The 13,919-nt window shown below is 69.8% G+C and carries 10 protein-coding genes and 1 CRISPR repeat array; of the genes, 9 read left to right on the top strand and 1 reads right to left on the bottom strand.

The window, feature by feature from the left end; all coding sequences use genetic code 11:
• Positions 1 to 32 precede the first annotated feature (32 nt).
• Together ACFFIA_RS37830 and ACFFIA_RS37825 are read left to right on the top strand one after the other, a co-directional pair.
• Complete coding sequence (locus ACFFIA_RS37830; protein ID WP_377260915.1) at positions 33 to 965, top strand: ATP-binding cassette domain-containing protein; 933 nt, start codon at positions 33 to 35, stop codon at positions 963 to 965.
• A complete protein-coding gene (locus tag ACFFIA_RS37825; protein ID WP_377260913.1) occupies positions 962 to 1,783 on the top strand; it encodes an ABC transporter permease in 822 nt (273 codons plus the stop codon). The genes ACFFIA_RS37830 and ACFFIA_RS37825 overlap by 4 nt, the downstream gene beginning before the upstream one ends.
• A gap of 188 nt (positions 1,784 to 1,971) precedes the next feature.
• Here the strand turns inward: ACFFIA_RS37825 and ACFFIA_RS37820 are convergent, their stop codons facing one another.
• Positions 1,972 to 3,066: a sensor histidine kinase gene (locus tag ACFFIA_RS37820; protein WP_377260911.1), complete on the bottom strand. Its 1,095-nt coding sequence runs from the start codon at positions 3,064 to 3,066 to the stop codon at positions 1,972 to 1,974.
• A 204-nt stretch (positions 3,067 to 3,270) separates the two neighbouring features.
• Here ACFFIA_RS37820 and ACFFIA_RS37815 point away from each other — a divergent pair, with 204 nt between their 5' ends.
• The 7 genes from ACFFIA_RS37815 to ACFFIA_RS37785 all read left to right on the top strand — a co-directional run bounded on the left by ACFFIA_RS37815 (position 3,271) and on the right by ACFFIA_RS37785 (position 10,847).
• The gene (locus ACFFIA_RS37815; protein WP_377260909.1) at positions 3,271 to 4,062 is read left to right on the top strand and encodes an ABC transporter ATP-binding protein; all 792 of its coding nucleotides are present in this window, start codon (positions 3,271 to 3,273) and stop codon (positions 4,060 to 4,062) included.
• A 2-nt stretch (positions 4,063 to 4,064) separates the two neighbouring features.
• Entirely contained in the window at positions 4,065 to 5,417 is a 1,353-nt protein-coding gene (locus ACFFIA_RS37810) for an ABC transporter permease (RefSeq protein WP_377260923.1), read from the top strand.
• 212 nt (positions 5,418 to 5,629) lie between these two features.
• On the top strand, positions 5,630 to 6,133 hold the full coding sequence (locus ACFFIA_RS37805; protein ID WP_377260907.1) for a hypothetical protein: 504 nt from the start codon (positions 5,630 to 5,632) through the stop codon (positions 6,131 to 6,133).
• 587 nt (positions 6,134 to 6,720) lie between these two features.
• Positions 6,721 to 8,121, top strand: coding sequence for a poly-gamma-glutamate synthase PgsB (pgsB, locus tag ACFFIA_RS37800; RefSeq protein ID WP_377260905.1), 1,401 nt, complete (start codon positions 6,721 to 6,723; stop codon positions 8,119 to 8,121).
• 20 nt (positions 8,122 to 8,141) lie between these two features.
• Positions 8,142 to 8,606, top strand: a complete 465-nt coding sequence (locus ACFFIA_RS37795) for a poly-gamma-glutamate biosynthesis protein PgsC/CapC (RefSeq protein ID WP_377260902.1) — start codon at positions 8,142 to 8,144, stop codon at positions 8,604 to 8,606.
• Positions 8,603 to 9,661, top strand: coding sequence for a C40 family peptidase (locus tag ACFFIA_RS37790; RefSeq protein WP_377260900.1), 1,059 nt, complete (start codon positions 8,603 to 8,605; stop codon positions 9,659 to 9,661). The genes ACFFIA_RS37795 and ACFFIA_RS37790 overlap by 4 nt, the downstream gene beginning before the upstream one ends.
• A 16-nt stretch (positions 9,662 to 9,677) precedes the next feature.
• A complete protein-coding gene (locus tag ACFFIA_RS37785) occupies positions 9,678 to 10,847 on the top strand; it encodes a CapA family protein (protein WP_377260898.1) in 1,170 nt (389 codons plus the stop codon).
• Positions 10,848 to 11,055: 208 nt separating this feature from the next.
• Positions 11,056 to 13,890: direct repeats of the CRISPR family, unit length 28 nt; unit sequence GTGCTCCCCGCGCACGCGGGGATGGTCC.
• Between the last annotated feature and the right edge of the window lie 29 nt (positions 13,891 to 13,919).

Raw genomic sequence — 13,919 nt, 5'->3', positions numbered from 1 at the left:
GACGGTCATCACGAAGAGAGGCTCGCACCACAATGGACCCGAGACATGCGATCGAGATACGAGGGCTGACCAAGACCTACGGCGAGGTGCATGCGCTGCGCGGCGTCGACCTGCAGGTGGCACGCGGCACGCTGCTCGCCCTGCTCGGCCCCAACGGCGCCGGAAAGACCACCACGGTACGCATCCTGAGCACCCTGGTGACCCCGTCCAGCGGCACCGCGGTCGTCGAGGGCTTCGACGTCGTGCGCGAACCCGGTCGGGTGCGCGAGCTGATCGGGCTGACCGGACAGGACACTTCGGTCGACGGCATCCTCACCGGACGGGAAAACCTGGTGATGATGGCCCGACTGTTCCACCTGGACCCGGCCGCGGCCCGCCAGCGGGCGACCGAACTGCTGCAGCAGTTCGACCTCGACGAGGCCGCCGACCGGCAGGTCCGCACGTACTCCGGGGGCATGCGCCGCCGGCTCGACCTCGCGGTCAGCTTGATCACCTCGCCGGCCGTGCTCTACCTCGACGAGCCCACGACCGGGCTGGACCCGCGTAGCCGGCTCGCGATGTGGGAGATCATTAAGAAGCTGCTCGTCGGCGGGACCACCATCCTGCTCACCACCCAGAACCTCGAGGAGGCCGACCATCTGGCCGACCGGGTCGTCGTCATCGACGGCGGCCGGGTGGTTGCCGACGGCACGGCCGCCGAGTTGAAGCGCACCGTCGGCACCGAGCGGCTGGAGTTCGCCTTCAGCACCGAGGACGACACCCAGCGCGCGCAGGAGATCGTGGGCGGAATCCAATTGGACACCCCGGCCGTGAGTGTGTCCGTCGACGGGCCGGCACAGGTGCGCCACATGCTCAACCAACTCGCCGACGCCGGCCTCGACGTGCGCGGTTTGGCCCTGCGCCAGCCCAGCCTGGATGACGTGTTCCTCGCCCTGACCGGTCAGAAAGTTGGAGAACGGCAATGACGCAGACGCTGCCCGTACGAAGCGCCGGCGCGCCGCCGGTCGTGCGACGCTCATCGCTCGCCCTGATCGTGAGCGACTGCCGGACCCTGGTCCGCCGCAGTCTGACCCACACGCTGCGCAGTCCGGAACAGTGGATCCAGACCTTCTCGATCCCGATCGCCACGCTGCTGATCTTCCGCTACCTGCTCGGTGGCGCGATCATGACGGACAACCAGACGTACATCAACTATGTGGTCGCCGGCCTGATCGCGATCAGCGTCGGGTTCAACCTGACGTCGACCGTGATCGGAGTGACCGACGACCTGCGCAACGGCATCGTCGAGCGGTTCAGATCGATGCCGGTGCTGCCGTGGGCGGTGCTGGTCGCGCACGTGGTCACCGCCGTGCTGCGCAACCTCACCTCGGCGCTCGTGCTCATCATCGCCGGGCTGGCGGTCGGGTTCCGGCCCAACGCCACACCGGTGGAGTGGCTGGCCGCGCTCGGGCTGCTGCTGCTGTTCGTCACCGCGTGCAGCTGGGTCGCGGTGATCCTCGGCGTCTGGGCCAAGACCGTCGAGGGCGGCAACGGGCTGGGCATGATCCTGGTCTTCGTTCCGTACGTGAGCAGCGCACTGGTGCCCACCAACACGATGCCGGCAGGGCTGCGCGCGGTCGTGGAGAACCAGCCGGTGAGCCCGGTCGTCGACACGATCCGCGGCCTGCTCGCCGGCAGCCCGATCGGGAACGCGGGCTGGCTCGCGGTGCTTTGGTGGTCCATGATCCTGCTGGTGTCCGTGCCGGTCGCCGCCCGCATGTTCCGCCGCCGCGCCACCGGCTGAGACAGGTAGCCGCCGCCGCTCGGGTGTGAGGTACACGCACCCGGCGGTCGGCGCCCTTTCCGGGTACGGATCGAGCTTGGGGGAGTAGGTCGATCCCGCCCCGACACCGCCCTTCGTGCGGGCGCCGGGCCGGCCCATGCCGGCGGCCTTGGCCACCTCGATGCGGCAGGCGGTGAAACCGGTCATCCCTACCCGGAGAAGGGCGAGGTTTTCACCGATGACAACCCGCACGGCAGCCGCATGCTCACCACGGTTGGCCCGCAGATCGGGCTGGCGACGGTGATCATTCCATCGAACGCCGCCAGCCGCTGCTCGACGCCGCGCAACCCGCTGCCGGCGGCGGGATCGGCACCGCCGACGCCGTTGTCGCTGACGATCATGGCCAGGGCGTGATCGTCATGCCACAGCTCGACCCAGGCATGGCTGGCGGCACTGTGCTTGACGATGTTGGCCAACGCCTCGGTGATCGCGAAGTACGCGGCCGACTCCACCGGGAGCGGCAGCCGGCCGGGCAGCCGCACGTTCAGGTCGACCGGGACCGGCAGCGTCAGCACGACCGCCCGCACGGCGGCCTCGAGGCCGTGCTCGGCGAGCACCGGCGGATGGATACCGCGGACCAGGTCGCTTTCGATCCGGCGCGGTTCGGCCGCCTGAGAGCGCGCCTCGGCGAGCTGGTCGACCCGCGCGGTCGGCGCATGCCCGGAAGGCGCGAGCAGAGACCGGCTGAATACGGCGTGAGCCTGCAGGATCTGAGGGCCAGTGGCGACACCGAGCAGTGCCAGCGCCGCGCCGCCGGGCAGCGCCAGCGCCCAGAACAGCCGGTCGGTGGAGGACAGCAGGAGCACCATGGGCGACAGGAAGACGCCGGCCACCCCGTCGACGATCAGCGCCACCGGCAGCAGCCCCAGCAGCGCCCCGATCGGGATGTTGATCGCCAGCCACAACAGGTCGCGCCAGGTGGCCGGGTCGCCGAAGAGCCACCGGTAGTGGTGCGGCAGCCCGGTCGAGCCCGGGTCGGCCTCGCCTGGCCGGACCCGGTAGGGAGTCGCGATCGCGATGCCGGACCACTCCTCGGCCCAGCGCCGCTGCTGGTTGGCCAGCCCGCGCACGGCCAGCAGAGCCGCCGGTGCGGCGAGTGCGCCGACGCCGACGGGTATCAGGGCGATCGACACGATGGTCACCACGAGCAGCGGGATGCTCAGCCACGCCGTGACGGCGAGCACCATCCCGTGCACACAGATCCGCACCGCCCGCCGAACGTACTGCCAGACGTCACGCTCCATCGGTTCCTCCCGGGCCCGGCCGCGACCGCTGGTCGTGGTCCCTCCACACTGGTCAGTCCGAGCCGTGTCCGTCAGTGGTGCGGGACCGCGTATCACGGTGGTGTTTTCCCTACCGTCGTACCGGAGCCTGGCACCCGTGCACGGCCGGGTCTATCACGGCATATTGACAGCGGCAGTTCGGCCGGTTCACACAGGGAGATGACGATGAGTCGAGGTAGCACTTCAGGCGGCGTGGCCACGGCCGACGCGTTGCGGCTGGAGGCTGTCACCAGGATCTACGAGTCGTCCCGAACGCCGGTGATCGCGCTGAACGAGGTGAGCCTGGCGCTGGCGCCCGGCACGTTCACCGCGATCATGGGTCCGTCCGGCTCCGGCAAGAGTACGCTGCTGCACTGCGCCTCCGGGCTGGACCAGCCGACCCGGGGCAAGGTCTACATTGGTGGCGCCGAACTGCCGTACGGACGCGAGTCCAAGGTGACCAAGTTCCGGCGCGGCCGGATCGGGTTCATCTTCCAGCAGTACAACCTGATGCCCACGCTCACCGTACGGCAGAACGTGCTGCTGCCGGCCCGGCTGTCCGGCAAGGCGGTCGACCAGGAGCGCTACACCACGGTCCTCGAACGGATCGGTCTCGCCGACCGCCTCGACCACCAGCCGTCCGAGTTGTCCGGCGGCGAGCAGCAGCGGGTCGCGATCGCCCGCGCGCTGGTCACCGCGCCGGAGATCGTCTTCGCCGACGAGCCGACCGGCGCGCTGGACACCGCCACCGCGCGCGAGATCCTGACCCTGCTCGACGAGGCGGTGTACGCCTTCGGGCAGACCGTGGTGATGGTGACCCACGACCCGGTGGCGGCCGCGCAGGCCGACCTGGTGCTGTTCCTCGCCGACGGCCGGATCGTGGGAGAGATGCCCACCCCGACGGCCGCGGCGGTGGCCGAGCGGATGACCCGGCTCGGCGACGACGTCGTCGAGCGCGAGACGATGGCGGAGGCGTGAGGATGTTCCGACTGGCCCTCAGCTCGCTACGGTTCCGCGCCAGCGGTTTTGTGGCCAGCTTCATCAACGTCTTCCTCGGCGCCACCCTGCTGATGGCCTTCGCGGCCATGTACGACACCGGCAACGCGCCGGGCGTACCGGACGGTGATCGGGAGGGCCTGACCAACATGACGTACGTCGTGGGTGGCTGGGGGATCCTCATCGCCGCCTTCGGCGTCGCCGTGACGATGAACCTTTCGGTACGTCAGCGGGCGACCGAGATCGCGCTGCTGAAGTCGGCCGGTGCCACGCCGGCCCAGATCGGCCTCCTGATCATCGGGGAGACCGCGGTCGTCACCGCGGTGGCGTCGGTGCTCGCCATCCCAGCCGGGTACCTGGCCGGCCGTGGGCTGCTGTCGCTGCTCGCGTCGGCGGACCGGGTGGGCGCCGGCATCGACTACCGGTTCGGGGCGGCCGCGCTCGGCCTCGGCATCGGCAACACGTTCGTCGCCGCCGCGATCGCCACATTCGTCACCGCCCGCCGGGCGGCGGGACTGAGCACCAAGGACGCGCTCACGTCGGCGTCGACCGACAGCCGCAAACTCGGCAAGGGCCGTCTCATCGCCGGCGCCCTGTTTCTGCTGTCGGGCACCAACTGCGCGGTGCTGACCGCCACGTTGCTGGCGGACGAGGGCTTCGTCACCGAGGCCGTGGCGGGCCAGGCGTGCATCAGTACCTCGATCGGTTTCGCCTTCCTCGGGCCGCTGCTCATGCGCTTGATGGCGCCGGTGCTCGGCCCGGTGGTGCGCGCGGTGTCGGGCAGCAGTGGCTACCTCGCCGGTGTCAACATCCGGCAGCGGGCCAGCCAGTCGGCCGGCGTGCTGATGCCGATCATCCTGTTCGTCGGGGTGGTGGCCGGATCGCTGTACCTGCAGAGCGTGCAGAACAACGCGAGCGTGGTGCAGTCAGCCGACGAGAAGGGCGTGGAGACGCTCAACCTCGTGATCGTCGGGATGATCGCGGTCTTCGCCGCGGTGGTGCTGATCAACGTGACGCTGGCGACCACGATGTACCGGGGTCGCGAGTTCGGCCAGCAGCGGCTGATCGGCGCGACACCGCCGCAGGTGATGCGGATGCTCGGGTTCGAGACGGTCGTCACGGTCGTGACCGGTCTGGTCTTCGGTACGGTCGCGGCACTGGCCGGCGTGATCCCGTACAGCATCGCCCTGACCGGCGACGCGGTGCCCGACATCGGTCCGGGGGTCTACCTCGTCGTGATCGCCGTGCTGATGGTGGTCGCGCTGGCGGCCAACCTGGGCTCCGGGTGGCGGGCGATCCGGCGACCGGCGCTGGAAGCCGTGGCCGTGAACGGCTGATGTTCGCTGTGTGGAGGTCAGCCGCCGTGCGGCGAGGCGCCACGAGCTTGCGTGACGGATCGCCGGTTCCGGCGGTCTCTTGACGGCGCGGGCCCCGGCGGTGGTTTCTTCGCGGCACGCGATCGGCGGGGTCCAGTCGATTTCCAGTGATCATCCAGCGGCATGGGGAAGTCTGGCAGGCGTTCAAGTTTGTCGATATAAGGAGTCCATCCATGCCATCGATCAGTGGATTACCTCGTCGCCTCCTCGGATTCCTCACCACCGCCTTCGCCGCGACGGTTCTGGCGACCACGCTGGCGGCGGCACCGGCGCAGGCGGCGTGGAGTTCTCCGTACGCCGTGGACCTTCAACTCCGTAGCTACACCAGCACCGGCGCCGAGTTCCTGGTGGGCCGGCTGGTCGGGACACTTCAGTTCGACAGCGGCAACTCGCAGTACCTGCTGTCGTTGATCATGTGTCGCCAGTCGAGCTACGTGAACCCGAACGTCAGAATCTTGATCAATGGCGTTACCCACCAGTGGTTCTCGCCCAGCGACAACACCCGCCGTCCGGAGTCCTGCGGCGGCGGCCACGGCCTGTCCGGAGTGATCAGCGGCGCCTACGCGTACGGCGGGGTCATCCCGAGCATCACGGTCAGCTTCGCCGGCATCCACTTCGACTACTCGACCGCCAAGGACATCACCAGGAGCGCGTTCTACGACAACCCGTACAACTAGCGGCACATTCGGCCGGGCCAGGACGTGGTCAATCCTGCCGAGCCGTGCTCCGGACCCGGCGTCGGCTGATCAGCCGACGCCGAGTCCTCGGTGCACTCTCCCGAACATCAACGGCGCAGGTGCGGGCACGACGCTCGTGGCGGTCCGGCCTCCGGCGAAGCGGCCATCTCGTGTCGCTGTTGGACCAACTTGACTCGCCGGGGTTTCCGCCATGTCGGTGAGCGTACGAATCGGGACGTTTCGGTCTGGTCTCCACGCTATCGGGGGAACGTCGGAGATTTCTCGCAGCTCACATCACGATGCCGGTTGAATCAGCTCTGGCTGTGTTTTGCCCTATCGGTGGAGTTGTTGCGGGGAAGGGCGGATATGGCACGGAACAGAGTGGCGGGCAGGCCGGGGCGTGGGTCCTTGGCGTGTGCCGCGGCGGGCCCGGCGCGCGCCGTGGTCGCCGTCGCGGACACCCTGAACACGATCAGCGGTAACGCTGAGCTGGTATTGGCCGAGGCCGGGATCGTCGCCCAGCCGGGCGCCGGCCCAGCCTCGATGCCAAGCCATGGCAGGTCGACTGGTAGCTGCCGGCGCCGATCGTGTTGAGGACTCAGGTCGCCGTTTCGGTCGGTGGGCTCGGGCTTGCGTTGGTTGTCCTGCTGGGCTACCTGGTGGTGGAACGGGCCCGGCACCGGCGGCAGCTCGCGCGGATACCGACCCGCGTTGTCGTGAACGGCATTCGCGGCAAATCATCGGTGACCCGGCTGATCGCCGGCGCGTTGCGTGCGGACCCTTGCCGCGTCGTCGCGGCCAAGACAACCGGCACGGCGGCGAGGTTCATCTACCCCGGAGGACGGGAGGTGCCGATACGCCGCAGTCGCGGTGCCGCCAACGTGATCGAGCAGGTCGCCGTGGTGCGGCGGGCGGTACACGCCGGCGCCGCCACCCTCGTCGTCGAGTGCATGGCGGTCCAGCCGGAACTGCAGCAGGTCAATCAGGAGCAGCTGGTTGACGCCGGGATCGTCGTGATCACCAATGTGCGGGAGGACCACCTTGAAGAGATGGGACCCACCCTCGACGGCGTCGCCCGGTCGCTGAGCCGGTCGATGCCCCGCGGCGGCGTGGTGATCAGCGCCGAACGGGAGCGACTGCACATCCTGCGGGAAGAGGCCATGCGCCGCCAGTGCGCGCTGATCGCGGTCGAGCCGGAATCCGTCAGCGACGCCGAAATGGCCCCGTTTCGGTGGATCACCTTCAAGGAGAACGTCGCGATCGCCCTGGCGGTCGCGCAGCTGTGCGGCGTCGACCGGGCCACCGCACTGGCTGGCATGTACCGCGCCGTCCCCGACCCGGGCATGGTTCGCGTCGATGCGTGCGTGCACCACGGGCGCCGGTTCGCGGCGGTCAACCTGTTCGCCGCCAACGACCCTGTGTCGACGCTGATGAATGTGGACCTGCTGCGCCAGCGGCAGATGATCGGCAGGCGCGTCTGCGTGGCGATCAACTGCCGGCCGGACCGAGTGGAGCGCAACGGCCAGATGGGCGCGATCATCCCGCGGATCGACCCGCACCGGGTCTTCCTGATCGGCTCGCCGACCCGCAGCGCGCTGTACCACGTGCCCGAGGCGTGGCGCGACCGCGTCGTCGATCTTGAGGGGGAGCACCGCACCGGCCCGCAACTGCGCGACGCGATCGTCGAGGCGATGGCCCCCGGAGACACAGACATCTCGCTACTCATGATCGGCAATATCCACGGCCGCGGCGAGGAACTGCTCGCGGCGTTGCACCAGGTCACCGTGGCCGCCACCGCCGCAGCCTCGTTCGACGAGCTGACCTGCGAGCTCGAATCCCTGTACCGGGCCGACAGCGTGGCTGCCGCACCTCCCATCGACCCGGACGCCACCGTTGTCTTGTCCCGCGATGACCTCGCCGCCGCCGTCCTTCGGGGTGCGCACCCCGCGATCCTGCACACCATCGGCCGGCGGCCCATGCTTTCTTGAATGAACAGGAGGTCGCCCTCATGGCAACGTTCGACCTGTCCTCCGAGCTCAGCGCCGTCATCGTCGCCGCCGGGCTGCTGTTCGGACTAGTCGGATACCTGATCACCAACGTCGCGCCGGCTGGCCTGATGGTGCCCGGCTGCATCGTGTTGACCGCCATCGAGGATGTGCGGAGCCTGGCCACCGTCACCACAGTGGCGATCGTGACTGTTGGGCTGATCAAGGTGCTCAAGCACGTCACAATCTTGTACGGCAAGCGGCTGTTCGCGGTAACGATGCTGGTTTCGTCGTCGCTTTCGCTCGCCGCGTTCATGGCACTGCACGCGAAGTACCCGTTCCTGTTCGGCGGCGACACGCTGTCCTTCCTGGTACCCGGGCTGATGGGCTTCCAGCTCGTACGGCCACGTGCGTTGCAGACTCTCGCCGCCACCGCCGTGGTCACCTGCGGTACTGGCGCGACGGCCCTCTTGGTGATCTCCCTGTGAAGCTGGTCCGCCTGGGATTGGTAGCCATGGTCGCCGTGGCCGCCGTCGGCCTGGGCTTGGCGACGGTCGACGCCGTCCGATCCACATCGGACGATACCGATCCGGCGTGGCGCACCGCCGCTCCTGCCAACCGTCCGGTCGGTGGGCCCGCCGCCGAGCGCTTGGCAAAGGAGTATGAACTGCTCGACATGGCCGGCCCGGCCCGTATGCAGGTCCGTCGGCGCGCGGACCAGGCCGTGGTGGCGACACTGACCGTCGGCGCGCGGACGGTCACGTTCGCGGGTCCTCGCCGCCGATTCGCGGAACCGTCGACCACCGCCGCGGTGGTCGAATCGACGACCTGGGTGCAGGTGGCCCCGCAGGCGTGGCCGCCCGGTCCGCAGATCCCGGAATCCTTGGCCCAGTGGCTGCTCGCCGAGCTTCGCCGCGACGATCTCCCGGTGGACGTGCTCGCCGCCGCGATGCAGTACCTGCCTGACGCGCCCGACCTCCGCGACGAACAAGGGGTGCGGTACGCCGGCGACGCTGGCTTCGGGTACGTGCACAGCCGCGACGAACGGGACGGTGCTGACTTCTATGACTACCTCGCGATCCCGTGGCACTTCCCAGATGGCGGCAGTGTCAAACCGTCGGGCCGGTGGGTCCGTGACCTCGACTGCTCCGGCTTTGTCAGACTGATCTACGGCTACCGGTTCGGGATCCCCTTGTTCAGCCAGACCGCCACCACGACCGTCGATGGCCTGCCGCGCACCGCGGCGAGCATGGCGGCGTACGCCCGATCGGTGGTGATCGCCGCCGCCCCCAGCCCCAGCCGCTCGCCGACGGACCTGTCCGCCATGCAACCCGGGGACCTCGTCTTCTTCGCCTTGGACGACGACGACGCGGCCCTGATCACGCACTCCGGTATCTACGTCGGCGACGACGCCGACGGAGGCATGCGGTTCATTTCGTCTCGCGGCACGGTTGACGGGCCCACCATCGGCGACGTGCGCGGCGACGGCGTTATCGACTCTGGCTACTTCGGCAAGCGGCTGCGCCGCGTCATCCGCCTCTAGGAAGGGCATGCCCGGCATGCGCGCATCATCCATCCGCGTCCTGCTCGTCACCGCGCTGGTCGCCGCCCCGGCCGGCGTGTGGGCGCTGCGCGGTGACGTTATCCGCGAGCGACTATCCGCGCACCCCGCTGCGACTGTCGCGCAACCGCTGGCGGGCATGCCGCGCCAAGTCAGCATCCTCGGCTCTGGTGACATCCTCGTGCACCCGCCGACCTGGCGGCAGGCACGGGCCGACGCCGAGGCGGCGGGCCGCACCGGTTACGACTTCGACCCGATGTTCGCCTCGATCCGTCCTGCCGTCGAGTCGGCGGACCTGGCTATCTGCCACATGGAGGCCCCGATGGGGCCCGGCGAGCCCAAGGACTTTCCGCGGTTCAACGCTCCCGTCGACCTGGCCGCCGCGGTCAAGGCCGCCGGCTATGACACCTGCTCCACAGCCAGCAATCACGCGCTGGATCAGGGCGAGCAAGGCGTGTACGACAACCTTGACGCCCTCGACGCGGTCGGTCTACGCCACACCGGCACCTTCCGGAGCGCTGCGGAGCGCGCCAAGCCGACGATCTACCAGGTACAGGGCGTCAAGATCGGTCACCTGTCCTGGGCGATGCACTTCAACGGCCTGGAGCCGCCGGTCGGCAAGGCATGGCTGGCCAACCGGATCGACGTCGATGCGATCCGCGCCGCCGCCGCGGTCACCCGCAAGGCCGGGGCGCAGATCGTGGTGCTCTCCGCTCACTGGGGCACGGAGAAGGTGCACACCGTCAACGGCGAACAACTGTCCTGGGCCAAACAGCTCATCGCGGATCCGAACATCGACCTGATCATCGGCCACCACGCGCACGTCGTACAGCCCATGGAGCGGATCGGTGACAAATGGATCGCCTACGGTACGGGGAACACTCTCGCCCGCCACGACTTCCCGAACGACGACAACCGCGAGGGCATCCTCGCGAAATTCACGTTTACCGAGCAGCCCAACCGGCGGTGGGTCGCTACCCGCGCCGAGGCAATCCCGATCTGGCTCTCCCTCCGACCAACCATCCGCGTCCTCGACTTGGCCCGGGTCATCGAGCACACGCCCAGGGTCGACCGCCGACGCGCCATTTACACCGGTGCCCAGGATCGGATCACCGGCTACCTCGGCAGCCGCGGCGCCTTCGCGGCCGGTCTCCAGGTGAAGCGATGAGAGGGCTCCAGTTGTGACGGACAGCGGTAGGAATCCGGCGGGGGCGGACGCGGGCGTGCCGCAGCACATCATGAAGAACCGGCTCGGTCACGCTGACCCGCCAACCACCGACGAGACCGGACGCTAAACTTCTGCCGGACAGAAGAGCCCGCCAAACAAAGTGAATGAAAATCTGCTGAACACCTCACAAACCCCCAGGTCAATAAGTGTGCTCCCCGCGCACGCGGGGATGGTCCGGCGGCCGGTACCTCGAGCTTCACCGCCGTCACGTGCTCCCCGCGCACGCGGGGATGGTCCCAGGGCGTGTGTCGCTCCGGCCTCCGGCTCGCCGTGCTCCCCGCGCACGCGGGGATGGTCCGACCTCGCCAAGCTCACCCTCAAGCGCAGCGACGTGCTCCCCGCGCACGCGGGGATGGTCCCTCGCTGAGATGGCCGCTGAGGCGGCCGAGGATGTGCTCCCCGCGCACGCGGGGATGGTCCCTGATCGTCAAGGATCAGGGAGATCTCCTCGGCGTGCTCCCCGCGCACGCGGGGATGGTCCCCGCATCCCAAAGAAGATCTCACCTATCGGGAAGTGCTCCCCGCGCACGCGGGGATGGTCCTGACTACAGCGGAGTAGAAGAACACGACGTTGTGTGCTCCCCGCGCACGCGGGGATGGTCCGCACCCCGGGGAGCACCCGATGGCGAACAATGAGTGCTCCCCGCGCACGCGGGGATGGTCCCGTGATCGACCCCGTCCTCCGGGTGGTCATCGTGTGCTCCCCGCGCACGCGGGGATGGTCCTTGCCAGGTACGCCATTACGTCTCCCGGTTGTTGTGCTCCCCGCGCACGCGGGGATGGTCCTCTGACCCTCCACCCGACCCACCGCGAGGAGCGGTGCTCCCCGCGCACGCGGGGATGGTCCCTCATAAGGCGCGCGGACGACTTCGGCTTCGGCGTGCTCCCCGCGCACGCGGGGATGGTCCCTGGACGCAGGCCGGGCCGCCGCGCGCCGAGCTGTGCTCCCCGCGCACGCGGGGATGGTCCCCGTGGGATCAGTGCCGGTCGTTCTCCCCGACCGTGCTCCCCGCGCACGCGGGGATGGTCCGGCGTCGTCAACGGCGAGGGTGGAGCCGACTTGGTGCTCCCCGCGCACGCGGGGATGGTCCCGCGGTGCCCGGCGCCACGGCGTACCAGGTTGCGTGCTCCCCGCGCACGCGGGGATGGTCCGGGGCCTGTTGTGGGCTCGATCAACTGGAAGTGGTGCTCCCCGCGCACGCGGGGATGGTCCCTGGCTGGTGTCGACCATCGACGGCACGATTTAGTGCTCCCCGCGCACGCGGGGATGGTCCGTTCTCGCCAGCCGACCCCGGTTGGTGGCAGGTGTGCTCCCCGCGCACGCGGGGATGGTCCGGCGCTGCCCAAGGGTGCGGTTGGCCGGGTGCGGTGCTCCCCGCGCACGCGGGGATGGTCCCTGGCCCTTGAACTCATCGCCGGCCTTGGCGTCGTGCTCCCCGCGCACGCGGGGATGGTCCTGCGACGCCGACACCGACCATGGCGAGCTGCGCGTGCTCCCCGCGCACGCGGGGATGGTCCATGTGGCTGTGGCTCATCGTGGTCGGTTCTATCGTGCTCCCCGCGCACGCGGGGATGGTCCCCGGGACACGGCCCCGGCCCTCGGCGATCTGCGGTGCTCCCCGCGCACGCGGGGATGGTCCGTACGGTCCGCACGCCGGCGAACCGTTCGGGCAGTGCTCCCCGCGCACGCGGGGATGGTCCCGTGCCGGCGGCCAGGCCGGTGGCCACGGGGATGTGCTCCCCGCGCACGCGGGGATGGTCCCCCCATCACGAACATCCGGGGGCTCAACTCCAAGTGCTCCCCGCGCACGCGGGGATGGTCCGGTGACCGCCGCCGCGTTCCCCGCCGTGGTGGCGTGCTCCCCGCGCACGCGGGGATGGTCCCATGTGACGTCGGAAGCCGGCCGGCGTTCGGCCGTGCTCCCCGCGCACGCGGGGATGGTCCCTGAAGATCACCCAAGAGTCCGGGGTGGCGCTCGTGCTCCCCGCGCACGCGGGGATGGTCCGGGGCCGAAGGCCCCCAGATCCCCCGAAGGGGGGTGCTCCCCGCGCACGCGGGGATGGTCCACAGTCACGCGAAGAGACCAGCCATGAGGAACCGTGCTCCCCGCGCACGCGGGGATGGTCCGCTGCCATTGGTAACCAGCTCCGTCGCGAGGTCGTGCTCCCCGCGCACGCGGGGATGGTCCCCCGGCCAGCAGCCCCTGCAGGTCCTGGCTGAAGTGCTCCCCGCGCACGCGGGGATGGTCCGATGGTCACTGAGGGCAAGGTGCTCTCCGATGTGTGCTCCCCGCGCACGCGGGGATGGTCCCCTGTACGACACGGCCCGCTGTCCAATGTAGACGTGCTCCCCGCGCACGCGGGGATGGTCCCGTGTTGCCCATGCCCGCGTACGGCCCGGCGGTGTGCTCCCCGCGCACGCGGGGATGGTCCGAGTTCGGCCCTTGTCGCGGCAGCCACCGCGACGTGCTCCCCGCGCACGCGGGGATGGTCCCGAACCAACCCCCACCCAGAAACCCGAGGCCAGGTGCTCCCCGCGCACGCGGGGATGGTCCCGGTAGGTGCTTCATGCGCCACCAGGCGCGGATGTGCTCCCCGCGCACGCGGGGATGGTCCCAGGTCGGCGATCCGAGCGGAGCGGTCGTCGATGTGCTCCCCGCGCACGCGGGGATGGTCCGGAGTACCGGCAGGCGTCGGGGCCCGCGCCGAGGTGCTCCCCGCGCACGCGGGGATGGTCCGGCGTTGTCGGATGAGCCGTGGCCTGGCTATCCGTGCTCCCCGCGCACGCGGGGATGGTCCGGTCTGCAACTTGTACGGCTCCCCGTCCAGGACCGTGCTCCCCGCGCACGCGGGGATGGTCCGGCGCTGTCGAGGCACCAGGAGCTCGGTGAGGGGTGCTCCCCGCGCACGCGGGGATGGTCCGCACCGCAGCGATCACGGCCAGGATCCGGATCCGTGCTCCCCGCGCACGCGGGGATGGTCCCGCCGGCGGCCTCGACGCCCGAATCGGCG

This window comes from Phytohabitans kaempferiae (genome assembly GCF_042433955.1).
In the GTDB taxonomy this organism is placed as follows: Bacteria; Actinomycetota; Actinomycetes; order Mycobacteriales; family Micromonosporaceae; genus Phytohabitans; species Phytohabitans kaempferiae.
The sequence above is the reverse complement of the archived record's forward strand: the minus strand, read 5'-3'. Positions and strand labels throughout refer to the sequence as shown.